The sequence below is a fragment of the Pseudomonas sp. FW305-25 genome, assembly GCF_017351415.1.
Lineage (GTDB): Bacteria > Pseudomonadota > Gammaproteobacteria > Pseudomonadales > Pseudomonadaceae > Aquipseudomonas > Aquipseudomonas chlororaphis.
Map to the genome: position 1 here is coordinate 103,174 of NZ_JACNDE010000015.1, position 24,925 is coordinate 128,098.

22 protein-coding genes are annotated in these 24,925 nt (G+C 63.2%); 6 read left to right on the plus strand and 16 right to left on the minus strand.

Features of this window, described 5'->3' with window-relative positions; translation table 11 throughout:
- The first annotated feature begins 159 nt into the window (after nt 1–159).
- Entirely contained in the window at nt 160–1,044 is an 885-nt protein-coding gene (locus tag J4E58_RS16450) for an N-acetylmuramoyl-L-alanine amidase (protein WP_087088054.1), read from the plus strand.
- Nucleotides 1,045–1,137: 93 nt separating this feature from the next.
- Here the strand turns inward: J4E58_RS16450 and J4E58_RS16455 are convergent, their stop codons facing one another.
- The 5 genes from J4E58_RS16455 to J4E58_RS16475 all read right to left on the minus strand — a co-directional run bounded on the left by J4E58_RS16455 (nt 1,138) and on the right by J4E58_RS16475 (nt 7,438).
- The gene (locus J4E58_RS16455; protein WP_087088052.1) at nt 1,138–2,157 is read right to left on the minus strand and encodes a branched-chain amino acid aminotransferase; all 1,020 of its coding nucleotides are present in this window, start codon (nt 2,155–2,157) and stop codon (nt 1,138–1,140) included.
- A gap of 300 nt (nt 2,158–2,457) precedes the next feature.
- Nucleotides 2,458–3,849: a dihydrolipoyl dehydrogenase gene (lpdA, locus tag J4E58_RS16460; protein WP_087088050.1), complete on the minus strand. Its 1,392-nt coding sequence runs from the start codon at nt 3,847–3,849 to the stop codon at nt 2,458–2,460.
- 3 nt (nt 3,850–3,852) lie between these two features.
- A complete protein-coding gene (locus tag J4E58_RS16465) occupies nt 3,853–5,142 on the minus strand; it encodes a dihydrolipoamide acetyltransferase family protein (RefSeq protein ID WP_087088048.1) in 1,290 nt (429 codons plus the stop codon).
- On the minus strand, nt 5,143–6,201 hold the full coding sequence (locus J4E58_RS16470) for an alpha-ketoacid dehydrogenase subunit beta (protein WP_087088046.1): 1,059 nt from the start codon (nt 6,199–6,201) through the stop codon (nt 5,143–5,145).
- Between the two features lies 1 nt (nt 6,202).
- Nucleotides 6,203–7,438, minus strand: a complete 1,236-nt coding sequence (locus J4E58_RS16475) for a 3-methyl-2-oxobutanoate dehydrogenase (2-methylpropanoyl-transferring) subunit alpha (protein ID WP_087088044.1) — start codon at nt 7,436–7,438, stop codon at nt 6,203–6,205.
- 197 nt (nt 7,439–7,635) lie between these two features.
- Between J4E58_RS16475 and bkdR the strand changes: the two genes are divergently transcribed.
- On the plus strand, nt 7,636–8,124 hold the full coding sequence (bkdR, locus tag J4E58_RS16480; RefSeq protein WP_007923098.1) for a Bkd operon transcriptional regulator BkdR: 489 nt from the start codon (nt 7,636–7,638) through the stop codon (nt 8,122–8,124).
- Between the two features lie 142 nt (nt 8,125–8,266).
- Here the strand turns inward: bkdR and J4E58_RS16485 are convergent, their stop codons facing one another.
- On the minus strand, nt 8,267–9,208 hold the full coding sequence (locus J4E58_RS16485) for a polysaccharide deacetylase family protein (RefSeq protein ID WP_087088042.1): 942 nt from the start codon (nt 9,206–9,208) through the stop codon (nt 8,267–8,269).
- A 442-nt stretch (nt 9,209–9,650) separates the two neighbouring features.
- Between J4E58_RS16485 and J4E58_RS16490 the strand changes: the two genes are divergently transcribed.
- Complete coding sequence (locus J4E58_RS16490; protein ID WP_053260966.1) at nt 9,651–10,280, plus strand: transcriptional regulator; 630 nt, start codon at nt 9,651–9,653, stop codon at nt 10,278–10,280.
- 167 nt (nt 10,281–10,447) lie between these two features.
- Here the strand turns inward: J4E58_RS16490 and J4E58_RS16495 are convergent, their stop codons facing one another.
- The 4 genes from J4E58_RS16495 to dapF form a co-directional block, all read right to left on the minus strand.
- Nucleotides 10,448–10,822: a RidA family protein gene (locus J4E58_RS16495; protein WP_053260678.1), complete on the minus strand. Its 375-nt coding sequence runs from the start codon at nt 10,820–10,822 to the stop codon at nt 10,448–10,450.
- A 101-nt stretch (nt 10,823–10,923) separates the two neighbouring features.
- On the minus strand, nt 10,924–12,189 hold the full coding sequence (locus J4E58_RS16500) for a dicarboxylate/amino acid:cation symporter (RefSeq protein ID WP_087088040.1): 1,266 nt from the start codon (nt 12,187–12,189) through the stop codon (nt 10,924–10,926).
- Between the two features lie 134 nt (nt 12,190–12,323).
- A complete protein-coding gene (locus J4E58_RS16505; protein WP_087088038.1) occupies nt 12,324–13,289 on the minus strand; it encodes a threo-3-hydroxy-L-aspartate ammonia-lyase in 966 nt (321 codons plus the stop codon).
- Nucleotides 13,290–13,587: 298 nt separating this feature from the next.
- Nucleotides 13,588–14,388 carry a diaminopimelate epimerase gene (gene dapF / locus J4E58_RS16510; RefSeq protein WP_087088036.1) on the minus strand — a complete coding sequence of 267 codons (801 nt, stop codon included), beginning with the start codon at nt 14,386–14,388 and terminating at the stop codon, nt 13,588–13,590.
- A 273-nt stretch (nt 14,389–14,661) separates the two neighbouring features.
- Between dapF and J4E58_RS16515 the strand changes: the two genes are divergently transcribed.
- The gene (locus tag J4E58_RS16515; protein WP_087088034.1) at nt 14,662–16,335 is read left to right on the plus strand and encodes an MFS transporter; all 1,674 of its coding nucleotides are present in this window, start codon (nt 14,662–14,664) and stop codon (nt 16,333–16,335) included.
- Nucleotides 16,332–17,477, plus strand: coding sequence for an HlyD family secretion protein (locus tag J4E58_RS16520; RefSeq protein ID WP_007922215.1), 1,146 nt, complete (start codon nt 16,332–16,334; stop codon nt 17,475–17,477). Before J4E58_RS16515 ends, J4E58_RS16520 begins: the two co-directional genes overlap by 4 nt.
- 168 nt (nt 17,478–17,645) lie before the next feature.
- Here the strand turns inward: J4E58_RS16520 and copD are convergent, their stop codons facing one another.
- The 3 genes from copD to J4E58_RS16535 all read right to left on the minus strand — a co-directional run bounded on the left by copD (nt 17,646) and on the right by J4E58_RS16535 (nt 19,406).
- Nucleotides 17,646–18,506: a copper homeostasis membrane protein CopD gene (copD, locus tag J4E58_RS16525; protein WP_087088032.1), complete on the minus strand. Its 861-nt coding sequence runs from the start codon at nt 18,504–18,506 to the stop codon at nt 17,646–17,648.
- Between the two features lie 3 nt (nt 18,507–18,509).
- Entirely contained in the window at nt 18,510–18,872 is a 363-nt protein-coding gene (gene copC / locus J4E58_RS16530; protein ID WP_007922200.1) for a copper homeostasis periplasmic binding protein CopC, read from the minus strand.
- A 93-nt stretch (nt 18,873–18,965) separates the two neighbouring features.
- Nucleotides 18,966–19,406 carry an acetyltransferase gene (locus J4E58_RS16535; protein WP_062825457.1) on the minus strand — a complete coding sequence of 147 codons (441 nt, stop codon included), beginning with the start codon at nt 19,404–19,406 and terminating at the stop codon, nt 18,966–18,968.
- 239 nt (nt 19,407–19,645) lie between these two features.
- Here J4E58_RS16535 and J4E58_RS16540 point away from each other — a divergent pair, with 239 nt between their 5' ends.
- Nucleotides 19,646–20,266 carry a TetR/AcrR family transcriptional regulator gene (locus tag J4E58_RS16540; RefSeq protein WP_087088030.1) on the plus strand — a complete coding sequence of 207 codons (621 nt, stop codon included), beginning with the start codon at nt 19,646–19,648 and terminating at the stop codon, nt 20,264–20,266.
- Nucleotides 20,267–20,518: 252 nt separating this feature from the next.
- On the opposite strand, the gene preA is transcribed toward J4E58_RS16540, so the two are convergent.
- The 3 genes from preA to hydA all read right to left on the minus strand — a co-directional run bounded on the left by preA (nt 20,519) and on the right by hydA (nt 24,768).
- Complete coding sequence (preA, locus tag J4E58_RS16545; protein ID WP_087088028.1) at nt 20,519–21,793, minus strand: NAD-dependent dihydropyrimidine dehydrogenase subunit PreA; 1,275 nt, start codon at nt 21,791–21,793, stop codon at nt 20,519–20,521.
- The gene (locus J4E58_RS16550) at nt 21,794–23,173 is read right to left on the minus strand and encodes an NAD(P)-dependent oxidoreductase (RefSeq protein ID WP_087088027.1); all 1,380 of its coding nucleotides are present in this window, start codon (nt 23,171–23,173) and stop codon (nt 21,794–21,796) included.
- Between the two features lie 155 nt (nt 23,174–23,328).
- Nucleotides 23,329–24,768, minus strand: a complete 1,440-nt coding sequence (hydA, locus tag J4E58_RS16555; RefSeq protein WP_087088025.1) for a dihydropyrimidinase — start codon at nt 24,766–24,768, stop codon at nt 23,329–23,331.
- Nucleotides 24,769–24,925: the final 157 nt, after the last annotated feature.

A 24,925-nucleotide genomic window follows, 5' to 3' on the forward strand; every position in this document is an offset into this window, starting at 1 on the left:
TGGCCCATCATCTGTGCTCTCTGTCGTCGGACTTTCTCAGCGACTTTCGGACTTTTCCTAAAGACAGTCTTTCCTCCCGGTCCCTAGCATGCGCCGCTCCGCAGGCCTGCAACGCAGCAAGCCAGGCGGGGAAAGGAAAGCAACGTTCAAGGGCAAGTCATGAAGAAATACACCACGGTCTTAAGCCTCTTGCTGGCGATGACCGGTTGTACCAGCAGCAACCAAGACACCTCCGAGGCCAGGCTTACGGAGAAAGAGGGCTACGTCCTTTCGAAAGGCGAAAGGGCGGTGGCGAAGAACCATCGGATCCGTTTCCTGGTCCTGCACTACACCGCGCTCGATCAGGCGCAGTCCTTCGAAACGCTGACGCGATCGGAACACGTCAGCGCCAACTACCTGATTCCCGACCGGCCGAAGACCTACAAGGGCCTGCCGGTGGCCGACCAGTTGGTCGATGACCACGACCGGTCCTGGCATGCGGGAGTGAGCCAGTGGAAGAACCGCAGCAACCTGAATGACACCTCGCTGGGGATCGAGATCGTCAACGCGGGCTGGGACCAGGACACCGGCCAGTTGCTGGGCGAGCCCTACAACGAGCGCCAGATAGAACTGCTGATCAGCCTGACTCGGGACCTGGTCAGGAAGTACGACATACAGCCGACGGACATCGTCGGGCACTCGGATATCGCCCCCGGGCGCAAGATCGATCCGGGGCCGTTCTTTCCCTGGAAACGGCTTGCCGAAGCCGGCATTGGCGCCTGGCCCGACGAGCGCACCATTGACGACTACCTGACTCGCTTCAGCGTGGCGCCGCCGAGCATGGTCCAGGTCGCGAAGGCGCTGCAAACCTATGGTTATGGCTATCTGGAGCAACAACCGGAAAGGGTGGTGGAAGCCTTCCAGATGCGATTCAACCAGGAGAATGTCAGCGGGATCGTGGATATCCGCACGGCGGCCATCCTGTTTTCCCTGATCGACAAATATCACGGCAAGGACAAGGCGAGCGCCATTCTGCTGCCGCCGGAAGTGGCGGCTTTCGGCTAGGGGCACAGGTTTTCAGAACCGTGTGGCCACCATGAAAAAGCCCGCCGATCACGCAAGTGAAAGGCGGGCTTTTTGCTGCCGGGGGGCGTCAGGTCAGACCTTGACGATCCAGCCAGCTGGCGCTTCGACGTCGCCGGTCTGTACGCCGGTCAGCTCTTTGTAGAGCTTCTGGGTGATCGGGCCGACTTCTTTTTCGCTGTAGAACACGTGCAGCTTGTCCTGGTACTCGATGCCGCCGATCGGCGTGATCACCGCGGCGGTACCGCAGGCGCCGGCTTCCTTGAAGTCCGACAGCTTGTCGATCAGCACGTCGCCTTCGATCACTTCCAGGCCCAGGCGGGTTTTGGCCAGTTCGATCAGCGACAGGCGGGTGATGCCCGGCAGTACCGACGGCGACTTCGGCGTGACGAATTTGTTATCAACGGTGATGCCGAAGAAGTTGGCCGAACCGACTTCCTCGATCTTCGAGTGGGTCAAAGGGTCCAGGTAGATGCAGTCGGCGAAGTGCTTCTTCTTGGCTTCCGAACCGGGCATCAGGCTGGCGGCGTAGTTGCCACCGACCTTGGCCGCGCCGGTGCCTTGTGGCGCCGCGCGATCGTAGGTGGAGATCAGGAAGTTGTGCGGGGTCAGGCCGCCCTTGAAGTAGGCGCCGACCGGAATGGCGAAGATCGAGAAGATGAACTCGGGGGCGGTACGCACGCCGATGTTGTCACCCACGCCGATCACGAACGGGCGCAGGTACAGCGCGCCGCCGGTGCCGTAAGGCGGGATGAAGCGTTCGTTGGCGCGCACCACTTGCTTGCACGCTTCGACAAACTGCTCGGTGGACACCTGCGGCATCAGCAGGCGCGCGCAGCTGCGCTGCATGCGGGCGGCGTTCTGGTCCGGGCGGAACAGGTTGATCGAACCGTCCTTGCAGCGGTAGGCCTTCAGGCCTTCGAAGCACTGCTGGCCATAGTGAAGGGCGGTGGAGCCTTCGCTGATGTGCAGCACGTTATCTTCGGTCAGGGTGCCTGTGTCCCACTCGCCGTTCCGCCAGTGCGACAGATAGCGCTTGTCTGTCTTGATGTAGTCAAAACCCAGCTTGTCCCAATTGATGCTTTCGTTACCCATGACACCCTCTATCGCTTAACAACCGTCGCAACGGCTCAAGGCTTCTGACGTTTTTTGGATGGGCACAACAATACTGCATTCCGGGGGGGCACCGCATCCCGGGCGATGGGAGGGGCAGCAAAAAAACCTGGCCTGCTCATGAACCCTCCTGTCGCCCTGTGGAGCGCCCTGTAGCCGCTGCCGAAGGCTGCGATCGGCCTCGAAGAGGACGTGCTCTTGAGATCCTTGAAGGCCCTGCGGGCCTTATCGCAGCCTGCGGCAGCGGCTACAGGGACGGGGCTGCCTCCCGGTGTTGCGTTTTTACAGATGCAAGGCGTGGCCCAGGGCCCGCAATGCCGCTTCCTGCACCGCCTCGCCCAGGGTCGGGTGGGCGTGGATGGTGCCGGCGATATCTTCCAGGCGCGCGCCCATTTCCAGGGACTGGCCGAAGGCCGTGGACAGCTCGGACACGCCGACGCCCACCGCCTGCCAGCCGACAATCAGGTGATTGTCACGGCGTGCCACCACCCGCACGAAACCGCTTTTCGATTCCAGGGTCATGGCGCGGCCGTTGGCGGCGAACGGGAAGCTCGACACGATACAGTCCAGGCCGGCGGCCTTGGCCTCGTCCGGGGTCTTGCCGACCACCACCAGTTCCGGGTCGGTGAAGCACACCGCGGCAATGGCCGTCGGGTTGAATTCCCGGTGCTGGCCGGCGATCAGCTCGGCGACCATCTCGCCCTGGGCCATGGCCCGGTGTGCGAGCATCGGTTCGCCGGCGAGGTCGCCGATCGCCCAGACATTGCGCATGCTGGTCTGGCAGCGCTTGTCGATGCGCAGGGCCGAGCCGTTCATCTCCAGGTTCAGCGCTTCGAGGTTCCAGCCCTGGGTGTTCGGCTTGCGCCCGACCGCCACCAGCACCTGGTCGGTTTCCAGCTGCAGGCTGTCGCCGTTCGGGTCACGCACCTGCAAGGTGTTGGTCCCGGCATCGAAACCTTCGACGCTGTGCTTGAGGTAGAGCTTGATCCCCAGTTGCTTCACCGATTCGAGCACCGGCTGGGTCAGCTCGCTGTCGTAGGCCGGCAGGATGCGCTCCTGGGCCTCGACCACGCTGACCTCGGTGCCGAGCTTGCGGTAGGCGATGCCCAGCTCCAGGCCGATATAGCCGCCGCCGACCACGATCAAACGCTTGGGCAGGGCCTTGGGCGCCAGGGCTTCGGTGGAGGAGATGATCGGCCCGCCAAGCGGCAGCATCGGCAGGTTGACGCTCTTCGAGCCGGTGGCCAGCAGCAGGTGCTCGCACTGGATGCGGGTGTCGGCGCCTTCGATGTCCACGGTCTTGCCGTCGACGACCTTGGCCCAGCCATGGATCACCTGGACCTTGTGCTTTTTCAGCAGGGCGGCGACGCCGGTGGTCAGGCGGTCGACGATGCCATCCTTCCATTCCACGCTCTTGCCGATGTCCAGGGTCGGCGCGGCAACGTTGATGCCCAGGGCCGAGCCCTGGCTGTGATGGCGGGTCTGCTGGAACTGCTCGGCGACATGGATCAGCGCCTTGGACGGGATGCAGCCGATGTTCAGGCAGGTGCCGCCCAATGCCTGGCCTTCCACCAGGATGGTCGAGATGCCCAGCTGGCCGGCGCGGATCGCCGCCACATAGCCGCCAGGGCCACCGCCGATGATCAGCAAGGTAGTGTTCAGAGTCTGTTGCATGAGTTACTCCAGAAACAGGCTGGCGGGTTGTTCGAGCAGGCCGCGAATGGCCTGGATGAAGAGCGCCGCGTCCATGCCGTCGACCACCCGGTGATCGAAGGAACTGGAGAGGTTCATCATCTTGCGGACCACGATCTGGCCTTTGATCACCATCGGCCGTTCGACGATCTTGTTCACCCCGACGATGGCCACTTCCGGCAGGTTCAGCACCGGCGTGCTGACGATGCCGCCCAGGGCGCCGAGGCTGGTGAGGGTGATGGTCGAGCCGGACAGTTCGTCGCGGGCCGCCTTGCCGCTGCGCGCGGCTGTAGCCAGGCGCGCGATCTCCGCGGCGCTGTCCCACAGGCTGCGGGCTTCGGCATGGCGCACCACCGGCACCATCAGGCCGACGTCGCTTTGCGTGGCCACCCCGACATGCACCGCGCCGTGGCGGGTGATGACCTGGGCTTCATCGTCGTAACGCGCGTTGATCTGTGGGAAGTCGCGCAGGGCCACGACCAGGGCCCGCACCAGGAATGGCAACAGGGTCAGCTTGCCGCGGGTGGCGCCGTGTTTTTCATTGAGGTGCGCGCGCAGTTCTTCCACGGCGGTGACGTCGATTTCCTCGACATAACTGAAGTGGGCGGCGCGCTGGGTGGCTTCCTGCATGCGCTGGGCGATCTTGCGGCGCATGCCGATCACCGGGATCTGCTCCTCGTCATGACGCTGGGTATAACCGGACGGCGCCGAGTCGCTCTGGGCGCGCTGATTGCCCTGGGCCAGGTAGGCGTCCAGATCTTCATGGAGGATGCGGCCGGCCGGGCCGCTGCCTTGCACCAGGCGCAGCTGGATGCCCAGGTCCAGCGCATGCTTGCGCACGGCCGGGGAGGCCAGCGGGCGCTCGTCGGCATCGCGGGCTACCGGCGCCTGTGGCGCGGGGCGGCAAGCGGCGGCGGGTTTGCTTTCGACCACTGGCGCGGCCTCGACCTTGGGCGCTGCTACTGCGGGTGCTGCTTCTTTAATAACCGCGGGTTCCTTGACCAGATGATCGGAGGCCTTGAGGTTGCCGGCGCCTTCGACCTCGATGCTGATCAACACACTGCCCACCGCCATTACTTCGCCGGGCTGGCCGCCCAGGGATAGGACCTTGCCGTGCACCGGGGAGGGGATATCGACCATGGCCTTGTCGGTCATGACATCGGCCAGCACCTGATCCTCGACCACCAGGTCGCCGACCTTGACGTGCCACTGCGCCAGTTCTACTTCTGCGATGCCTTCGCCGATGTCCGGCATCTTGATTACGTGCGTGCCCATTCAGACCTCCATGACCCGTTGCAAAGCCGCGCCCACTCGGGACGGGCCAGGGAAATACGCCCACTCCTGCGCGTGCGGGTAGGGGGTGTCCCAACCGGTCACGCGCTCGATAGGCGCTTCCAGGTGGTGGAAGCAGTGTTCTTGCACCAGCGACACCAGCTCGGCGCCGAACCCGCAGGTGCGGGTGGCTTCGTGGACCACCACGCAGCGGCCGGTCTTCTTCACCGACTTGACGATGGTTTCCAGGTCCAGCGGCCACAGGCTGCGCAGGTCGATGACTTCGGCGTCGATCCCGGTTTCCTCGGCGGCCACTTGCGAGACATACACCGTGGTGCCGTAGGTCAGCACGGTGACGTCCTTGCCCGGCCGGGCGATGGCGGCGACGTCCAGCGGCACCTTGTAGTAGCCGTCCGGCACCTGGGCCGAGGGGTGTTTCGACCAGGGGGTTACCGGGCGGTCGTGGTGGCCGTCGAACGGGCCGTTGTACAGGCGCTTGGGCTCGAGGAAGATCACCGGGTCATCGTTTTCGATGGAGGCGATCAGCAGGCCCTTGGCGTCGTAGGGGTTGGATGGCATCACGGTGCGCAGGCCGCAGACCTGGGTGAACATCGCCTCGATGCTCTGGCTGTGGGTCTGGCCGCCGTAGATGCCGCCGCCGCAGGGCATGCGCAGGGTCATGGGGGCGGTGAACTGGCCGGCGGAGCGATACCGCAGGCGCGCCGCTTCGGAAATGATCTGGTCCGAGGCCGGGTAGACGTAGTCGGCGAACTGGATTTCCGCCACCGGGCGCAGGCCGTAGGCGCCCATGCCGACGGCGACGCCGACGATGCCGCTTTCCGAGATCGGTGCGTCGAACACCCGCGAGGTGCCGTACTTGGCCTGCAGGCCCTCGGTGCAACGGAACACGCCGCCGAAATAACCGACGTCCTGGCCGAACACCACCACGTTGTCGTCACGCTCTAGCATCACATCCATGGCCGAGCGCAGGGCCTGGATCATGGTCATGGTGGTCGTGGTCATGGCGGTTTCCAACTGGATATTGTTGTTGTGGTCGTTCATGTCAGATTCCCAGTTGCTGGCGTTGGCGCTTGAGGTGCTCGGGCATTTCCTTGTACACGTCCTCGAACATGGTCGCGGCGCTGGGGATCTGCCCGCCGGCGAGGGTGCCGTACTGCTCGGCCTGTTTCTGCGCGGCGATGACTTCGGCTTCCAGCTCGGCGCTGACCGCGGCGTGTTCCTCTTCGGACCACTGGCCGATCTTGATCAGGTGCTGCTTGAGGCGGGCGATCGGGTCGCCGAGGGGGAAGTGGCTCCAGTCGTCGGCCGGGCGGTACTTGGACGGGTCGTCGGAGGTGGAGTGCGGGCCGGCGCGGTAGGTGACCCATTCGATCAGGGTCGGGCCGAGGTTGCGCCGGGCGCGTTCGGCGGCCCAGCGGGACGCGGCGTAGACCGCGATGAAATCGTTGCCGTCCACCCGCAGCGAGGCGATGCCGCAACCGACGCCGCGTCCGGCGAAGGTGGTGGCTTCACCGCCGGCGATGGCCTGGAAGGTGGAGATCGCCCACTGGTTGTTGACCACGTTGAGGATCACCGGCGCGCGGTACACGTGGGCGAAGGTCAGGGCGGTGTGGAAGTCCGACTCGGCGGTGGCGCCGTCGCCGATCCAGGCCGAGGCGATCTTGGTATCGCCCTTGATCGCCGAGGCCATGCCCCAGCCCACGCCTTGCACGAACTGGGTGGCCAGGTTGCCGGAGATGGTGAAGAAGCCGGCCTCTTTCACCGAGTACATGATCGGCAGCTGGCGGCCCTTGAGCGGATCGCGCTCGTTGGACAACAGCTGGCAGATCATGTCCACCAGCGGCACGTCGCGGGCCATCAGGATGCTTTGCTGGCGGTAGGTGGGGAAGCACATGTCGTCGATGTTCAGCGCCAGGGCCTGGGCGCTGCCGATGGCTTCCTCGCCGAGGCTCTGCATGTAGAACGACATCTTCTTCTGGCGCTGGGCGACCACCATGCGGTTGTCGAAGGTCCGGGTCTTGAGCATGGCGCGCATGCCCTGGCGCAGGACCTCGCTGGGCACCTCTTCGGCCCATTCGCCCAGGGCGTTGCCCTGGTCGTCGAGCACGCGAATCAGGCCACGGGCCAGGTCGGCGGTGTCGGCGGGTTCTACATCGATTGGGGGTTTGCGCACCGTGCCGGCGTCGGTCAGACGCAGGTAGGAGAAGTCGGTTTTGCAACCGGGACGGCCTGAGGGTTCGGGCACGTGCAGGCGCAGCGGTTCGTACGCTTGGGTCATGGCTTGTCTACGCTCGATCTTGTGAATTTCTTGTAGTGGGCGCGCTTAGCTGACAGTCATTCCCTGGGTAAGGGAAATCTTGTCCTACAACAATCATAGGCCGGGCCAAGGAGAATATTTATCTCTGTTTCGTTGCGCTCAGGATGATTTGCAGATAAAAAATCTGCATAAACATAAAAAACAGGTTGATTTGTCTCATGCGCAAACTGGACCGTACCGACATCGGCATTCTCAACAGCCTCCAGGAGAACGCCCGCATCACCAACGCCGACCTCGCCCGTTCGGTGAACCTTTCGCCCACCCCGTGCTTCAACCGCGTGCGCGCCATGGAGGAGCTGGGGCTGATCCGCGAGCAGGTGACCCTGCTGGATGCCGACCTGCTGGGGCTGCACGTCAACGTGTTCATTCACGTCAGCCTGGAGAAGCAGGTGGAAGAGGCGCTGCAGCATTTCGAAGAGGCCATCGCCGACCGCCCGGAAGTCATGGAGTGCTACCTGATGGCGGGCGATCCGGACTACCTGATCCGCGTGCTGGTGCCGACCATCCAGGCCCTGGAGCGCTTCATGATGGACTTCCTGACCAAGGTCCCCGGCGTGGCCAACATCCGCTCCAGCTTCGCCCTCAAGCAGGTGCGCTACAAGACCGCGCTGCCGCTGCCGGCCAATGGCTTGACCCTGGGCAGTTGATGGGGAAACGGCAGGCCCGGCCTCTCGCAAGCAAGCTCGCTCCTACAAGGGGTGTGTAGGAGCGAGCTTGCTCGCGATGACAATCGACGGGGCGCCATCGAACCTGGCCTTGACCCCCGTCTTTGAGCCCAACCATAAGGCTTCAATCGTTGTACGCCGCCTCGCTGTTATCGATCAGCGGATTCTTCTCCGTCAGCACGATCTGCGCGATCCGGTCCTTGCGCATAAAGCTGACCTTCGGATGGGACTGGGCGTAGCGGATAAAACGCTCCACCGCTTCGACCATCGCCGGCGTGCTGCCGATCCGGTCGTGCAGGCTCACCGACATCATCCGCCGCCGGCTCGCGCCTTCGGCGTACAGGCGATCGAACTCCAGCACCAACTGCTGATAGAACTGCTCGGCGGAGAAGTGCCGGCCCTCGATCAGCACGATGTCGTTATTGCGCAGGGTGTAAGGCACCACGGCGAATTTCTTGCCACGCACCAGGGTAACGAAAGGTTCGTCACGGCTGACGTCGTCGATGTGGTAGGTGAAATTCAGCTCCTGCAACACCTTCAGGGTGTTGGGGCTGCGCCGCAGCCAGTTGGCGTTGTAGCCGACCGAGCGCTGGCCGGTGAGCTTTTGCACCGCGTCCACGCCATCGCCGATGAATTGTTTTTCCTGGGCGTAGCTCATGTTGTAAGAGTCGGCCCAACGCATGCCATGGGCCGCTACCTCGTGGCCACGTTCGGCGATGGCCTTGAGCAGCTCCGGGTGTTTCAGCGCGGCTTCGCCGACCACATGGGAAGTGACCTTGATCCCGGTGCGGTCCCACAGGTCGAGCAGGCGCCACAGGCCTTCCTTGTAGCCGTAGTCGAACCAGGTGTTGGCCGGCAGGTCGGGGTAACCCTTGGGCAGCGGGCTTGCGGAAAACGGGCTTTCGGCGCCCTCCGGCTGGCCACCGGTCTCGAACTGCATGGAAAACGACAGCACCAGTTGCGAGCCGTCCGGCCAAGGGCGCTCCTGGGCGAACGCCAGGGCCGGCGCCAGCAGGCTGAGGGCGAGCAGGCGCTTGAGCCAGCGCGAGTGTTTGTGGGGGGACATGGTGGCACTCCTTGAGGAAAAAGTGCCGATAGGCTGGCATCAGGCTTTTTCCTGAAACATCCCCTCGAAGCCAGATCACCTTTAAAGAAAATTTACCAATCGAGCCGGGATGGGTCTTCCTGTGCGTGTTCAAGCTCAAGCGCGATGAGCTTGCCCGTTGAGTCGCCCACCGAGCCATAGCCGAGGTCTGGTTCTCCGTTCACAATGGGCCGTGGTCGACTCAATTGCGCAAGGAACACGGGGCCGCGTATTGGCGGACTGGGCGTTTGAGAACGCTCCGATTCTTCTGCTGCTACCGACCAGGAAAAACAGGTCCCGTAAAATACAGGCGCTTGCCTCTTTCTCGAGCGAATCATTCAAAGCCCAAGGCACTGATAAAAGCCATGCATAGGCTGTTATTGTCTTCTCATTGAAATCTTCTACTTTGCTGGACATCTTCGCTATGAAGAAAAACACGACCCCTGAGCAACAGGCGCTGATCAGTCAGCTGGAGCAAATTGCAGAAGGCTTGAGCCAGACCTTCAGCCCATTTTGCGAAGTGGTACTGCACGACCTGCGAGATCCCGAGCACGCCATACTGGCGATTCACAATAATCTTTCCGGCAGGATGGTTGGACATCCCGCTACCGAATTGGGACTTGCTCGAATTGCCGACCCCGCTTACCCCCAGGTAATTGCCAATTATCCCAATCATTTCAAAGATGGCCGCCAGGCCAAAAGCACATCGATTGGCATCAAGGATTCCACAGGGCGCTATGTGGCCGCGCTCTGTATGAATATCGACCTGACCCTGTTCAGAAGCCTGCAGGGCATGCTCGATCAGTTCGGGGCCTTCAGCGGCGAACGTCCCCATGAGTCGCTCGAGTCGAGCGGGGCAGAGTCGATTCGAGCGCGCATCGATCAGTTTGCCGCACGCATGGCCACTACTCCCCGTGCCCTGAAGGCAGGCGATCGAAGGGCTCTGCTCCAGGAACTGAAGGAGTGCGGTCTGCTGGACATCAGAAAGGCCATGGAGACGGTGGCTTCACACCTCGGCGTATCGCGCGCAACGGTGTATAGCGATACGAAGTGATTGACACCTCATGCGCTCCTGGCCACACGGGGTAGCATTGACCCGATCGGTAGATTGAAACGATCAGCGTCAGACGTATCGTCCTCAATCCTTTGGGAAGTCGGCGCTTCCCGATCCAGCGATTGGCGCCAGGCATCGAGGTGCCTTCGCACCTCGACCCCGGTGGGTTACATGCGGGCCACAGCCTCAATCTCGACCAGATAGCCATGGTGCAGTTCTGGTACCGGCACTACGGCGCGCGCCGGACGATGGCTGCCCAACATTTCGCAATAGATCTCGTCGAAGGCTGGCCAATGCTTTATGCCCGCCACATACACAGTGACCTTGACCAAGTCAGAGGCAGTGCGGCCTGCGGCATTGAGAATCGCCAACAGATTGCTGAGGGCTATGTGTGCTTGTTCGGTGAACGAGGCTTCGATGTTGTGAGTGCCATCGGGACTGACGGGAAGCTGACCCGAAATGTACAGCGAGTCTTGGTGAATGACCGCTTGCGAGTAATGACCGGCAGGAGGGGAAGCGGCATCGGTGCTTACAATTTTCATGAGTAACCTTATGTAGAGGGGAGCCGATGCGGTAGGCGATGCAACCCATCCGCTCCCGGTGTTCGATTGAATGGCGGGGTATGGTTTTTTGTAAGGGGCGGTTAAACGGCTTGCAGGCTTTTCTCGGTATCGTTTGCTGTCTCGATCGGGTCCTCATTGCCGTGTCGCCCGATGACAGCGGTAGCGACGCCGCAGCCAAAGACGTTGGTGGCGGTGCGCCCCATGTCCAGGACTGGATCAACGGCGAGGATGAGCAGCAGGCCCGCTTCCGGAAGGCCGATCATCGGCAGGCCCGCAGCCAGGACGACCAGCGAGCCGCGCGCCACCCCCGCAGTTCCTTTACTGATAACCAGCAGCGTCAACAGCACCATGATCTGGTGGGAGAACGTCATTTCGATGTTGTACGCCTGGGCGATGAACATCACGATGAAGGATTGGTACATCATCGAGCCGTCCAGGTTGAATGAGTAACCTAGCGGCAGGACGAAGCTGCTCACGCGCTTGTTGGCGCCGAACGTGTCCAGCGCGGCAATGGTTTTCGGGTACGCGGCCTCGCTGCTAGCCGTGGAGAACGCGATCAGCAGCGGTTCACGCAGGTGCTTGAACAGGTCCTTGATACGGGGCCCGAGGGCCAGATAGCCGGCAAGCGTAATCAGCGTCCAGAGTAGCGCCAAGCCGAGGAAATACTGCCCCACCATCTTGCCAAAGGTCACGACCATATCCAGGCCATGCACGGTGATAGTGGCGGCGATGGCTGCAAAAACGGCCAGGGGAGCCACATACATCACGTAGTCAGTGACCCTGAACATGACATTGGCCAGCTCTTCGAGGATATCCACGATGAACTGGCCTTTGCCCTTGACGAACGCCAGTGCGGATCCGAAGAACAGGGAAAACACAACGATCTGCAGCACTTCGTTGCTACCCATTGCCTCAATGATGCTTCGAGGGAATACATGGGTGAGAAAGAGCGGCAGGCTAAAGGCGGAAGTGTTCAGGCCGCTATTCACTGCGTCACCGCTAACCGCCAGGTTCAGACCCGTTCCAGGCTGGAAAAAGTTGGCAAGGAGCAAGCCAATGGACAGCGATACCAGGGAGGCGATCATGAACCAGGTAATGGCTTTGAAGCCAACGCGACCCATCGAACCGTTTCCCGACATGCTGGCCACGCCGGTAACCAGTGTGGCGAGCACCAGGGGGGCGATGACCATTTTGATCAGGCGTAAAAACACGTCAGTGACCAGGTTCAGGTATCCGGCAACTTCTTTGGCGGCCGCCGTATCGAGTTGACTATGAAGCATGCCCCCCAGAACGACGCCGGAAATCATCGCAATGACAATTGCTTTAACGAGAAGACGGCTTTTCATGTGCACCTCTTTCTTATTGTGGCTATATCTATAGCCATGTTATCGGGCTGAATATGTTCATCGAATTTCGGCAAGACGATGCCGTCAGGCGCTGTTGAACGCCTGATGTTCTTCAATGGATAAAGCGCGCTGTCTTAAAGCTGGAGAAACTTTCCAAACTTGTCGATATCAATGTTGCCGCCGGTAATGATGATGCCGACGCGTTTACCCTGAAGTTCATTCCTTAACTTTCTTGCGGCGGCAAGCCCCAGGCATCCGGTGGGCTCAACCACAGTTTTCATGCGCTGGGCAAAGAACTTCATTGCACAAACAAGCTCTTCGTCGGTAACGGTTACAATCCGGTCAACGCCATTCAGGATTATTGGGAAAGTGTAATTTCCAAGGTGCTGGGTTTGCGCCCCATCAGCGATGGTGTCGGGGGTGTCGATGTGAACAATCGCACCTGAATTGAACGATTGCTGGCCGTCATTACCGGCTTCAGGCTCGACCCCGATCAAGGTACAGCCGGGTGACAGCGCGCGTGTGGCAAGGGTTGTTCCAGACAGCATTCCTCCACCCCCCAGGCCCACAAACAACGTATCCAGTTGGCCCACGCTTTCGAACAGTTCCTTGGCGGCGGTTCCCTGGCCGCAAAGCACGTCGGGATGATCGTAGGAGGGGATCAACGTCATACCGTGCCTGGCGGCCAGGGCTTTGCCGATAGCCTCGCGGTCTTCGGTGTAACGGTCATAGAAGACCACCTCGGCGCCATAGCCTTTGGTCGCCGCGACCTTGGCGGCAGGTGCATCAGTGGGCATGACAATAGTGGCCGGAATTTTCAACAGGGATGCTGCTAATGCGATGCCTTGCGCGTGATTTCCAGAGGAGAACGCCACAACACCGCCTCGGCGTTGCGTTTCGCTGAATTTCGCGAGGGAGTTGTATGCCCCCCTGAATTTGAAAGAGCCGGTACGTTGGTAGTTTTCACATTTGAAAAAAACCTTGGCACCGATTTCATCATCGATCGTGCGCGAGGTCAGGACTGGCGTAGCGTTTGCTACTCCCTCAAGTCGCGTCGAGGCATCGACTACATCTTGATAAGTGGGCAGAGTGATGTGCATAACAAAATGTCCTCAAAGAATTACCACGGCCAAGAAATATCGTGGCCAATACCTTCGATATTGGCTTGCTTGAACAGCAGTTGAGCACCTGTCAGGTCTTGTAACGCTAACCCCGTCATAACGAAAAGAGTGATGTCATTCACCCTGCGGATGAGTTCGACTTGCCCGTCAGCAGGTCACCCATTTCCGCTTGCGTGGCTGGCACTCTAAAGGCTTAAGACAAATTATCCAGTTCTGGACTGTTTGTAAAGTTCTGCTGCAAACCGTCTGTCACCGCGACAGGTCCGTCCAGGCACCATCAGCCGCAGAGCGTCCCGCTGAACACCCGCTCCACCACACCGGCCAGCCGCACCATGCCCTGGCCGTCCCAGCTGACGGTGACTGGGCCGCCGTCGCACAGCACCCGGACCGGGCTGTCCAGCAGGCCGCGGCGGATGCCGTTGACCGCCGCGCCGCAGGAGCATGAGCCGGAGCCCAGAGGGATGGCGCCGTTGCGTTCCCAGATGCGCAGGCGAATGGTCTGGCGGTCGATGATCTGGACGAAATGCACATTGGTCTTCTGCGGGAACAGCGGGTGCGCCTCGATCCGCGGACCGAGTGTGGCCACATCGATGGCTTGCACATCCTCGACGAAGAATGTGCAGTGCGGGTTGCCCATGCTGCACGCCGCCGGCTCGCCGGGCAGGGGCAGGGCCAGGCTGTCGAGGGCCGTCGCCAGCGGAATGTCCTGCCAGGCAAATTGCGCCACGCCCATCTCCACCGCTACCGACTGATCGTCCAGGCGCGTGCAGTGCTGGATGCCGCGCACGGTTTTCACCCATACCGAGTCTGCGCCGCTTTCGCGCATCAGCAGGTCGGCCGCGCCGCGGGTGGCGCTGCCACAGGTGCTCAGGCTGGAACCATCGGCATTCCAGAAAGTCAGTTGCGCCGCCGTCTCGGGGCAATCGCTGAGCACCACCAGTTGATTGAAACCCACGCCGCGATGGCGGTCGCCCAGGGCCCTGGCCAACTCGCTGGTGATCGGGTTGTCGCGCCCGCGGGCATCGACCAGCATGAAGTCGTCGCCATTGGCATGCAGCTTCTGAAAAGGCAGGGGCATGGAGGTCTCCGCGGCTGGAGCACAAGGGGAGGTTGATTCTAGAGGGGCAGGGGCGGCAATGGTAAATGCGACGTCGCAAGAAATGGTCCGTAGGAGCCAGCTTGCTGGCGATACGGGTACCGCGGCCAGCCAGGCACACCGCTATCGCGAGCAAGCTCGCTCCTACAAAGACGCCTCAGGTTCCGGCAAACTGCCGGGCAACCCGGAACAACTCTGGATCGTCCGCCACTTGGGCGGACATGGGACAAGCTCACGCAATGGCAAGGTCAATAAATGGATAGTTACGCCCCGCGCAACTGGCAACCCCACGAAAAGCCCAGCTTGCCCGGCTCCCCCTCGACGCCGCTGCACCCCACCCACAAGCGCCTGGCCTATGCCCTGGTCGGTTTGCTGGTGGCGATCACCGGCGGCCTCGGCAACTCCCTGGTGATCGCCAACCTGCCGTATCTGCAAGGCGCCCTGGGCGCGACCACCGCGGAAATGGCCTGGCTGCCGGCCGCCTACGTGATGACCAACGTGTCGATGAACCTGCTGCTGGTGAAGTTTCGCCAGCAGTTCGGCCTGCGCGCCTTTACCGAGGTGTTCCTGGTGCTCTATGCGCTGGTGACCTTCGGCCACCTGTTCGTCAACGACCTGAATTCGGCCATCGCCGTGCGCGCGGCCCACGGCATGGTCGGCGCGGCCCTGAGCTCCCTGGGCCTGTACTACATGGTCCAGGCGTTTCCGGCCAAGTGGCGGATGAAAGCCCTGGTGCTCGGGCTGGGCGCCTCGCAACTGGCCTTGCCCCTGGCCCGGTTGTTTTCCGAAGACCTGCTGCAGATCGCCGAATGGCGCGGCCTGTACCTGTTCGAACTGGGGCTGGCGCTGGCGTCCCTGGGCTGCGTGTTCCTGCTCAAGCTGCCGCCCGGCGACCGTTTCCGCACCTTCGAAAAGCTCGACTTCCTGACCTTCGCCATCCTCGCCAGTGGCGTCGCGCTGCTCTGCGCCGTGCTGTCCCTGGGGCGCATCGACTGGTGGCTGGAGGCGCCGTGGATCGGCTACGCGAGCGCCGGTTCGATCGTGCTGATCCTCGCCGGCCTGGCCATCGAACATAACCGCAGCAACCCGATGCTGATGACCCGCTGGCTGGGCAGCGGGGCGATGATCCGCCTGGCCCTGGCGGTAATCCTGATCCGCATGGTGCTGTCCGAGCAGTCCACCGGCGCCGTGGGTTTTCTCCAGGCGCTGAACATGAGCAGCCAGCAGATGCGCCTGCTGTATGGGGTGATGCTGCTGGGCAGCATCGCGGGCCTGGCCACCAGTGCCCTGACCATCAACCCGGCGCACCTGCTGATGCCGCTGATCATCTCCCTGGCGCTGATGGCCGTGGGCTCGGTGATGGACAGCTTCTCCAGTAACCTCACGCGCCCGGCCAACATGTATTTCAGCCAGTTCCTGCTGGCCTTCGGCGGCACCTTCTTTCTCGGCCCGACCATGGTCCTGGGCACACGCAACGTGCTGACCAACCCGCGCAACCTGGTGAGCTTCTCGGTGCTGTTCGGCATCTGCCAGAACCTCGGCGGGTTGATCGGCTCGGCGCTGCTGGGGACCTTCCAGATCGTCCGTGAGAAATACCATTCCAGCCATATCGTCGAGCAACTGGTGCTGATGGACCCGCGGGTGCTGGGCCGGGTGCAGAGCGGCGGGGCGGCCGTCGGCCGGGTCATTGCCGACCCGCAGGCGCGCGAGCTGCAAGGCATCCGCAGCCTGGCCAGCGCCGCCACCCGCGAGGCCAACGTGCTGGCCTACAACGATGTGTTCATGCTGATCGCGGTGATCGCCGTGCTGACCATGATCTGGATCTTCATTCGCAGCCTGTGGCTGATGAGCACGACCAAGGCGGTCGCGCCCGCAACCCCAACCCCAGCCCCGACTCCCGTCCAACCCAGCGGTGCCATTTCTTCATGACCGAACCGACCATCACCACCACCAACGCCATTGCCTCGACCCCGGAAGGCAGCGCGCCGCCGTCGATGCCGATCACCGAGCCGCGTTCGCTGCGGGTGCGGATCATCTCGTCCCTGGGGTTCGCCGCGATCGCCATCACCGGGGTATTGATCGTGCTCTATGCCTGGCAGCTGCCGCCGTTCAGCAGCCCCATCGAAAGCACCGAGAACGCCCTGGTGCGCGGCCAGGTGACGATCATCGGGCCACAGCTCAGCGGCTATGTGTTCGAGGTGCCGGTGCAGGACTTCCAGTTCGTCAAGGCCGGCGACCTGCTGGTGCGCCTCGACGACCGCATCTACAAGCAGCGCCTGGAGCAGTCCCTGGCCCAGCTGGCGGCGCAGAAGGCGGCGCTGGCCAATGTGGTGCAGCAACGCAACAGCGCCGAAGCCACCATCAAGCTGCGCCAGGCGGCGCTGGCCGACAGCCAGGCCCAGGCGCGCAAGAGCGCCGCCGACCTGCGGCGTAACCAGGAACTGATCGCCGACGGTTCGGTGTCCCAGCGGGACCTCGACGTGACCCGCGCCGCCAACGCCCAGACCCTCGCCGCGGTGGCCCAGGCCCAGGCCCAGCTGGACATCGCCCGCCAGGACCTGCAGACGGTGATCGTCAATCGCGGCTCGCTGGAGGCCGCGGTGGCCAATGCCGAGGCGGCGGTGCAACTGGCGCGGATCGACCTGTCCAACACCCGGGTCACCGCGCCGCGCGACGGCCAGCTGGGGCAGATCGGCGTGCGCCTGGGGGCCTACGTCAATTCCGGGGCGCAGTTGATGGCGCTGGTGCCGAACCAGCTCTGGGTGATCGCCAACATGAAGGAAACCCAGATGGACAACATCCGCGTCGGCCAGCCTGCGAGCTTCACCGTCGATGCGCTCGACCACCGCAAATTCCACGGCCATGTGCAGCGCATTTCGCCGGCCACCGGCTCGGAGTTCGCCTTGTTGCAGGCCGACAACGCCACCGGCAATTTCGTCAAGATTGCCCAGCGGATACCGGTGCGCATCACCGTCGATCCCGATCAGGCGGAAAGCGAGCGCTTGCGTCCGGGGATGTCGGTGGTGGTGAGTATCGATACGGCGGCGCAAGGGGATACCCGGGTCGAATGACCCGACGCTTGTGTAGCCGCTGCCGAGCCCCAGCGAGGCTGCGATCGGCTTGGGCGGCACTCCGACGAAGCAGACGCCAAACCAGGAACCGCGCACAGTCAGTTACACCACGCCGCCAGGTCTACGGGGCTGCGCCCCGATCGCAGCCTGCGGCAGCGGCTACAGGGCTTAAGCGGTGAGAGGCGGCAAGGTGCCGAGCAGCGACACGGCCGCCACCGCGGCGATGCCCAGCAGCCATTCCAGCAGCACGCTACGGCGCAGGGTGCCCAGATGCTGCTGGCAGTCCTCGATGCGCAGGCGGTTGAACAGGGCCAGGGCGAACATGCCGCACACCAGCAGCACCTTGATCAGCAGGATCAGGGCAAAGCCGGACAGCAGCGGTGTCGGCCACAACTGCCCGGTCAGCACTCGTACATTGATCAGACCCGTGACCAGCAACCCACCTACGAGCCCGTAACCCACGCCGCTGAAACGCAGTAGGACCCGCTCCAGAGGCTGCTCGCCGGGTTGCCGCAGAAGCATCAGCAGCACCAGCAAACCGCCGAGCCACAGGCTGACGCAGCCCAGGTGGACGATCTGGTTGAGGATCAGCAACTGGCCGCTGAGGCCGTCGAGCATGGCGCCGTGGCCCACGGGGGCGAGGGTGGCCAGCAGCAGGGCGGCGAGGGTCAGCCGTAGCGCCAGCGGCTCACCCAGGCGGGTCAGCAGCAAAACCACCAGCAGGCCATTGAGCAGCAGATGCCAGGTCCATACCTGGCCAAAAAAGGTGTTGCCCAGCACCAACTGCAAGGTCGCCGGGTCCAGGGCCGCGGCGCCGCTGCCGGCCATGCTGGCGGTGATCAGCAGCAACCAGCAGATGCCGGTGGCCAGGGCGATTCCGGCCAGCCAGCGGCCGAGTCGCGTCAGGCGGCGATCCAAGGCGGCAACGGGCTCGCGCCCCAACAGCAGGGGCCTGAACACCCAGGCCCCGAACAGCAGCAGGACGGCCGCGAAATGCACAAAGCGGCAGAGCACCAACAGGGTCGACATCGGTTACTGGCCGACCTTGAAGCTGTAGCTGCCTTCGCTCGTGTGGGTATCCACCGACACCGCGTGCCACTCGACCTTGTAGGCGCCCGCCGCCAGCGGTGCCGCCGGGGTCACGACCAGGGTCTTCTTGTCCGCGCCTTCGGTGGCCAGGGCCTTGACGGCGACCGCCGCGCCATCCTTGCTCAGGCTGACTTTAGTGAAGGCCGCCTCGACGCCTTCGGAGAACACCAGGCGCAACTCGCTCGGCGCGCTCACCGTGCTGTCGGCGGCCGGAACCTGGCTTTGCAGGTGGGCGTGGGCGAAGGCCGAGGAGGCGGCGACGAGAGAGGCCAGCAGGGCGCTGGTGGTCAGCAGTTTTTTCAGCATGGGAAATACCTGTTCAATGAGTGTCGGGTAGTCGATGCGCCGATGAGTATAAGGACCGTGGTCGGGTCGCTGGATGAAACATCGGCGCATTGTTCAAGCGCTTTTCAGGCGCATATGGATGATCGGGAACGGCCGGCCCTGGCCGTCGGTTGCCGAACGGCCGATGTCTTCGAAACCGTAGTGCCGATAAAAACCATGGGCCTGGGGGTTCTGTTCGTTGACGTCGACGCTGAGCCGCGGATACCGGCTGCGCACATGGTCCAGCAGTTGCCGGCCGACGCCCTGGCCACGGCGGGTCGGTTCGATAAACAGCATTTCCACCTTGTCGCCGGCGGTGGCGATAAAGCCGGCCGGGGTGCCGTCGGGATCCTCCAGCAACCAGGCTTCGAGGGCCGGCAGGTAGGTGTCGCGCACCAGGGGGTAGAGCAACTGGATGTCGTCTTCGGCGATAAAGTCGTGGGTGGCCCGTACCGAGCGTTCCCACAGGGCGGCGAGCTGCGGATCGTCCGTGGCCCGGCGTTTGCGAATGTTCATGGATAAGCTCCATAGCGGCGTTGCAGGATGGCCGAAACGCTTTGGGTTCGGCGGCGAAAGTCCTGCCTGCATGTCCGTGTCGCGAATCAACGCCTGGACGGAACACTTCAGGTGCCCGGGAATAAGGCGGGAGGGATCCTAACCAATCGGTTTTGCCGGGGAAAGCCGGGCGCAGGAAGTTTCGTTTTTGTACGAAGGCCGATGGTAGTCTTGCAGCAGACTGTTTTCAGGGAGCCCTTATGGGCAATCACAAGATCGAGATCCGTCGCAGCAACGTCGAAAAAATCCTCCTGGCGGCGGAAAAGGTGTTCGCCGAAAAAGGCTTCAGCGGCACGGCCATGGCCGATATCGCCGCCGAGGTGCAGTTACCGCGCTCCAACCTGCATTACTACTTCAGCACCAAGAGCGAGCTGTACAGCGCGGTGCTGCTGGAGCTGCTGGAGCTGTGGAAGCAGGATGCGCTGTGCTTCGAGATGTTCGACGACCCGCGGGTGGTGCTCAGCAGTTATATCCGCGCCAAGATGAACCATTCGCGCAGCCGGCCCTATGGCTCGAAAGTCTGGGCCAACGAAATCATCCACGGCGCGCCGACCCTGGGCGAGGCGCTGGACGCCAGCCTGTACGACTGGGCGAAGATGAAGGAAGCGAAGATCCGCCAGTGGGTCGAAGACAAGCGCATCCTGCCGGTGGAACCGTCGAGCCTGCTGTACATGATCTGGGCCTCGACCCAGCACTACGCCGACTTCGACCACCAGATCATGATCATCAACGAACACCAGCCGCTGTCGGACATGCAGTTCGAAAAGGCCGTGCAGACGGTGACCAGCGTGATCCTGCGCGGGATCGGGCTGGAGCCCTGATACGGCAGCCCCCTGAGCGTTGGCGTGTAGCCGCTGCCGAGCGCAGCGAGGCTGCGAACGGCAACGCAGTTGCCGCAAAACCTGAATTCGCGGTGTGTCAGGTCTTGCGCGTTATCCGGGTTGCGGCCGCTTCGCGCCCGATCGCAGCCTCGCGGGCTCGGCAGCGGCTACAGGCAGGCGTCAACGTTTACGTCCATCGCGAGCTTGCTCGCGATGACGTCAGTCCAGCCAATGCTATTTACCCGGCGAACCTCACACCGCCTCGCGATACGGATTGCGCGGGTCGTGCTGCCAGTCGAGGAACGGCTTGCCGGTGTCCTGGGGCACCATCTCGATGCAGTCCTGCACCGGGCAGGTGATCTGGCACAGGTTGCAGCCCACGCATTCGGCGTCGATCACCTCATATTTATGCGTGCCGTCGGCCTGCTTGAGGCTGGCGATGGCCTGGTGCGAGGTGTCTTCGCAGGCGATATGGCAGCGGCCGCAGCCGATGCAGGCGTCCTGGTCGATCTTGGCGATCACCTGATAGTTGATATCCAGGTACTTCCAGTCGGTGGTGTTGCCCACCGCGCGCCCGGAGAAGTCCTGCAGGCTGTGATAACCCTGGCTGTCCATCCACCGCGACAGGCCGTCCTTCATCTCTTCGACGATACGAAAGCCATGCAGCATCGCCGCCGTGCACACCTGCACCGCACCGCAGCCCAGGGCGACGAATTCCGCGGCGTCGCGCCAGGTGCCGATGCCGCCGATACCGCAGATCGGCAGGCCCCGGGTCTGCGGGTCACGGGCGATCTCGGCGACCATGTTCAGGGCAATTGGCTTGACCGCCGAGCCGCAGTAGCCGCCGTGGGTGCTCTGGCTGCCGACCATCGGGTTGGCGACCATGCGCTCAAGATCGACGCTGGTGATCGAGTTGATGGTGTTGATCAGCGATACCGCGTCGGCGCCGCCGCGATGGGCCGCGCGGGCGGCCATGCGGATATCGGTGATGTTCGGCGTCAGCTTGACGATCACCGGCAGCGAGCAATAAGTCTTGCACCAGCGGGTGACCTGTTCCACGTACTCCGGCACCTGGCCGACCGCCGCGCCCATGCCGCGCTCCGGCATGCCGTGGGGGCAGCCGAAGTTCAGCTCGATGCCGTCGGCGCCGGTGGCTTCCACCAGCGGCAGGATGTTTTTCCATGACTCCTCGACGCAGGGCACCATCAGCGACACGATCAGCGCGCGGTCCGGCCAGTCCTTCTTGACCTGGGTGATTTCCTTGAGGTTGATCTCCAGGGAGCGGTCGGTGATCAGTTCGATATTGTTGATGCCCAGCACTTCGCGGTTGGCGCCGAAGTGCGCCGAGTAGCGTGACGACACGTTGACCGCCGCCGGGTCCTCGCCCAGGGTTTTCCAGACCACGCCGCCCCAGCCGGCCTCGAAGGCGCGGACCACGTTGTAGGCCTTGTCGGTCGGCGGCGCGGAGGCCAGCCAGAACGGGTTGGGGGCTTTGATACCGGCGAACACAATCGACAGATCGGCCATTTACGCAGCCTCCACGTTGAGCATGAGTTGGGCATGCATGGCTTCGGCGGCCCGCTTGCCGTGTTGCACCGCCTGGACGGTGAGGTCCTGGCCGAGGCTGACGCAGTCGCCGCCGGCATATACCCCGGGGATGCTGGTGCGCAGCTGTTCGTCGACTTCGATGCGCTCGCCGGCGCGCTTGAGTTCCTGAGCCAGTGGGTCGCCCAGCGGGTCGCTCAGCGCGGCGCCGTCGAACGCCTGGCCGATGGCCTTGAAGATCGCGTCGGCGGCTAGTTCGAAGGTTTCCCCGGTGGTTTGCAGGCGGCCCTCCACCAGCCGGGTGCGGGCGAAGCGCATGCCGCGCACCTGGCCCTGGGCGTCGAGCAGCACTTCCTCGGGCGCAGCCCAGGTCAGCAGGCGCACCTGATTGGCCTTGGCGATGTCCTGTTCATGGCGAGTCGCGCCCATGTCCTCGATGCCGCGGCGGTACACCAGGTTGACATCGTGGGCACCGAGGCGGGCCATCTGCACCGCCATGTCGATCGCGGTATTGCCAGCGCCGAGGACGATGCAGCGGTCGGCCAGGGGCAGTTGCGTGAGGTCGTCGGCCTGGCGCAGTTCGCGGATGTAGTCGGTGGCGGCCAGCAGGCCGGGGGCGTCCTCATGGGGCAGGCCCAGCTGTTTGCTGGCGGCCAGGCCGAGACCGAGGAATACCGCGTCGAATTGCTGGTGCAGCTCGGTGAGGCTCAGGTTGTCGCCGAGTCTGTGCCCGTGGCGGATCTCGATGCCGCCGATCTGCAGCAGGAAATCCAGCTCCTTCTGGGCGAAGTCGTCCACCAGCTTGTACTTGGCGATCCCGTATTCGTTGAGGCCGCCGGCTTTTTCCCGGGCCTCGAAAATCACCACCTCATGGCCGTGCATGGCGCAGCGGTGGGCGCACGACAGCCCCGCCGGCCCGGCGCCGACCACGGCGATGCGCTTGCCGCTGGCGGCCTCGCGCTGGAACGGGTGCTGGCTGAAGTGCGCGTTGTCCACCGCGTAACGCTGCAGCAGGCCGATCAAGACTGGCGCGCATTCCTGGGCGTTGTTACGCACACAGGCCTGCTGGCACAGGATCTCCGTCGGGCACACCCGGGCGCAGCTGCCACCGAGGATATTGGCCGAGAGAATCTTCTGTGCCGCGCCCTGGACGTTGTCGGTGTGGATATGGCGGATGAACGAGGGAATGTCGATCTCGCTGGGACAAGCGTTGACGCACGGCGCGTCGTAGCAATACAGGCAGCGCGAGGCTTCCAGATGCGCCTGACGGTCGTTGAGCGGCGGCGCCAGGTCGCTGAAGTGGCCGGCGAGGGTGGCGCCATCCTCCTGGGGATGGGGCAAGTGGTTCAGGGTCTTGATCACGGTTCAGGCCTCACGGTTTTTTGTCGATTGCCTCTGACGGGCATTGTGTTTCTACCGGGCGCGAGCGCCCGGATCGCGAGCAAGCTCGCTCCTACAGGGGATGCGTTTTCATGTAGGAGCGAGCTTGCTCGCGATAGGGGGCAAAGCCCCCGATCTCAGCGTTTGACGGCGGTCGGCTTGTGCAACTCGGCTCGCTTGCTCAGCAGGTCGAACACCGCCGGGTAGGCCGGGCGCTCGATGTAGCGGCCGGCACCGCGTTCGGCGCGCAGGTCGCCGTCGGCCCAGACCAGCTTGCCCTGGCTGATGGTGTGGCTGGGCACGCCGCGCACGGTCTTGCCTTCGAAGATGTTGAAGTCCACCTGCTGGTGGTGGGTCGCAGCGGAGATGGTGCGGCTGCCTTGCGGATCCCAGAGCACCAGGTCGGCATCGGCGCCGACGCGGATCGCGCCCTTGCGTGGGTAGAGGTTGAAGATCTTCGCCGCGTTGGTAGAGGTCAGGGCGACGAAGTCCTGCATCGACAGGCGCCCGCTGTTCACCCCTTCGTCCCAGAGCACGGCCATGCGGTCTTCGATGCCGGCGGTGCCGTTGGGAATCTTGCTGAAATCGTCGCGGCCGGCGGCTTTCTGCTCCGCGCAGAAGCAGCAGTGGTCGGTGGCGGTGGTGTGCAGGTTGCCCGATTGCAGGCCGTGCCACAGCGCGTCCTGATGGCCGCGAGGGCGGAAGGGCGGGCTCATTACGTAGCCGGCGGCGGTCTGCCAGTCCGGGTGGCGGTACACGCTGTCGTCCAGCAGCAGGTGCCCGGCCAGCACTTCGCCGTACACCGGCTGGCCCTTGCCGCGGGCGTAGGTGATTTCGTCCAGCGCCTCCTGGGTCGAGACATGCACCAGGTACAGCGGCGTGCCCAGGGTTTCGGCGATGCGGATCGCCCGGCTGGCGGCTTCGCCTTCGACCTGGGAAGGGCGCGACAGCGGGTGCGCTTCCGGCCCGGTGATGCCCTGGGCCAGCAGCTTGCGTTGCAGGTGGTAGACCAGCTCGCCGTTCTCCGCGTGCACCGTCGGCACCGCGCCGAGTTCCAGGCAGCGCTCGAAGCTCGCCACCAGGGTGTCGTCGGCGGCCATGATCGCGTTCTTGTAGGCCATGAAATGCTTGAAGCTGTTGACCCCGTGCTGGTTCACCAGCTCGGCCATTTCCTCGCGCACCTGCTCGCTCCACCAGGTGATGGCCACATGGAAGCCATAGTCCGACGCGGATTTCTCGGCCCAGCTGCGCCACTGATGAAAGGCTTCCAGCAGGGACTGCTGCGGGTTGGGAATCACGAAATCGATGATCGAGGTGGTGCCGCCCGCCAGGCCCGCCGCGGTGCCGCTGAAGAAGTCTTCGCTGGCCACGGTGCCCATGAAGGGCAGTTGCATATGGGTGTGGGGATCGATGCCGCCGGGCATCAGGTATTGGCCGCTGCCGTCGAGCACTTCGCAGCCTGCGGGATTGTCCAGATTCTGGCCGATGGCCTTGATCACGCCGTCGGCGCACAACACATCGGCTTTATAACTTTCATCATGGGTAATAACGGTGGCGCCACGGATCAACAGAGACATTCCGAGTTCCTCGCAGGCATGACCGGCTTATGCCGGTTCTAGTGTTTTTGTAATACGCATGCTGCGGAATGTTTATTCCTGTCAGCGGTGTCAGGAATAAAAACTAGCTGGTGTTCAATCAATCGGCAAGATTATTTTTTATAAGCATATATCGATA

What these genes read in the sequence shown, in the direction of transcription:
- J4E58_RS16450 (WP_087088054.1), top strand. Translation starts at nt 160, where the DNA reads ATGAAGAAATACACCACGGTCTTAAGCCTCTTGCTGGCGATGACCGGT.
- J4E58_RS16455 (WP_087088052.1), bottom strand. Translation starts at nt 2,157, where the DNA reads ATGGGTAACGAAAGCATCAATTGGGACAAGCTGGGTTTTGACTACATC.
- lpdA (WP_087088050.1), bottom strand. Translation starts at nt 3,849, where the DNA reads ATGCAACAGACTCTGAACACTACCTTGCTGATCATCGGCGGTGGCCCT.
- J4E58_RS16465 (WP_087088048.1), bottom strand. Translation starts at nt 5,142, where the DNA reads ATGGGCACGCACGTAATCAAGATGCCGGACATCGGCGAAGGCATCGCA.
- J4E58_RS16470 (WP_087088046.1), bottom strand. Translation starts at nt 6,201, where the DNA reads ATGAACGACCACAACAACAATATCCAGTTGGAAACCGCCATGACCACG.
- J4E58_RS16475 (WP_087088044.1), bottom strand. Translation starts at nt 7,438, where the DNA reads ATGACCCAAGCGTACGAACCGCTGCGCCTGCACGTGCCCGAACCCTCA.
- bkdR (WP_007923098.1), top strand. Translation starts at nt 7,636, where the DNA reads ATGCGCAAACTGGACCGTACCGACATCGGCATTCTCAACAGCCTCCAG.
- J4E58_RS16485 (WP_087088042.1), bottom strand. Translation starts at nt 9,208, where the DNA reads ATGTCCCCCCACAAACACTCGCGCTGGCTCAAGCGCCTGCTCGCCCTC.
- J4E58_RS16490 (WP_053260966.1), top strand. Translation starts at nt 9,651, where the DNA reads ATGAAGAAAAACACGACCCCTGAGCAACAGGCGCTGATCAGTCAGCTG.
- J4E58_RS16495 (WP_053260678.1), bottom strand. Translation starts at nt 10,822, where the DNA reads ATGAAAATTGTAAGCACCGATGCCGCTTCCCCTCCTGCCGGTCATTAC.
- J4E58_RS16500 (WP_087088040.1), bottom strand. Translation starts at nt 12,189, where the DNA reads ATGAAAAGCCGTCTTCTCGTTAAAGCAATTGTCATTGCGATGATTTCC.
- J4E58_RS16505 (WP_087088038.1), bottom strand. Translation starts at nt 13,289, where the DNA reads ATGCACATCACTCTGCCCACTTATCAAGATGTAGTCGATGCCTCGACG.
- dapF (WP_087088036.1), bottom strand. Translation starts at nt 14,388, where the DNA reads ATGCCCCTGCCTTTTCAGAAGCTGCATGCCAATGGCGACGACTTCATG.
- J4E58_RS16515 (WP_087088034.1), top strand. Translation starts at nt 14,662, where the DNA reads ATGGATAGTTACGCCCCGCGCAACTGGCAACCCCACGAAAAGCCCAGC.
- J4E58_RS16520 (WP_007922215.1), top strand. Translation starts at nt 16,332, where the DNA reads ATGACCGAACCGACCATCACCACCACCAACGCCATTGCCTCGACCCCG.
- copD (WP_087088032.1), bottom strand. Translation starts at nt 18,506, where the DNA reads ATGTCGACCCTGTTGGTGCTCTGCCGCTTTGTGCATTTCGCGGCCGTC.
- copC (WP_007922200.1), bottom strand. Translation starts at nt 18,872, where the DNA reads ATGCTGAAAAAACTGCTGACCACCAGCGCCCTGCTGGCCTCTCTCGTC.
- J4E58_RS16535 (WP_062825457.1), bottom strand. Translation starts at nt 19,406, where the DNA reads ATGAACATTCGCAAACGCCGGGCCACGGACGATCCGCAGCTCGCCGCC.
- J4E58_RS16540 (WP_087088030.1), top strand. Translation starts at nt 19,646, where the DNA reads ATGGGCAATCACAAGATCGAGATCCGTCGCAGCAACGTCGAAAAAATC.
- preA (WP_087088028.1), bottom strand. Translation starts at nt 21,793, where the DNA reads ATGGCCGATCTGTCGATTGTGTTCGCCGGTATCAAAGCCCCCAACCCG.
- hydA (WP_087088025.1), bottom strand. Translation starts at nt 24,768, where the DNA reads ATGTCTCTGTTGATCCGTGGCGCCACCGTTATTACCCATGATGAAAGT.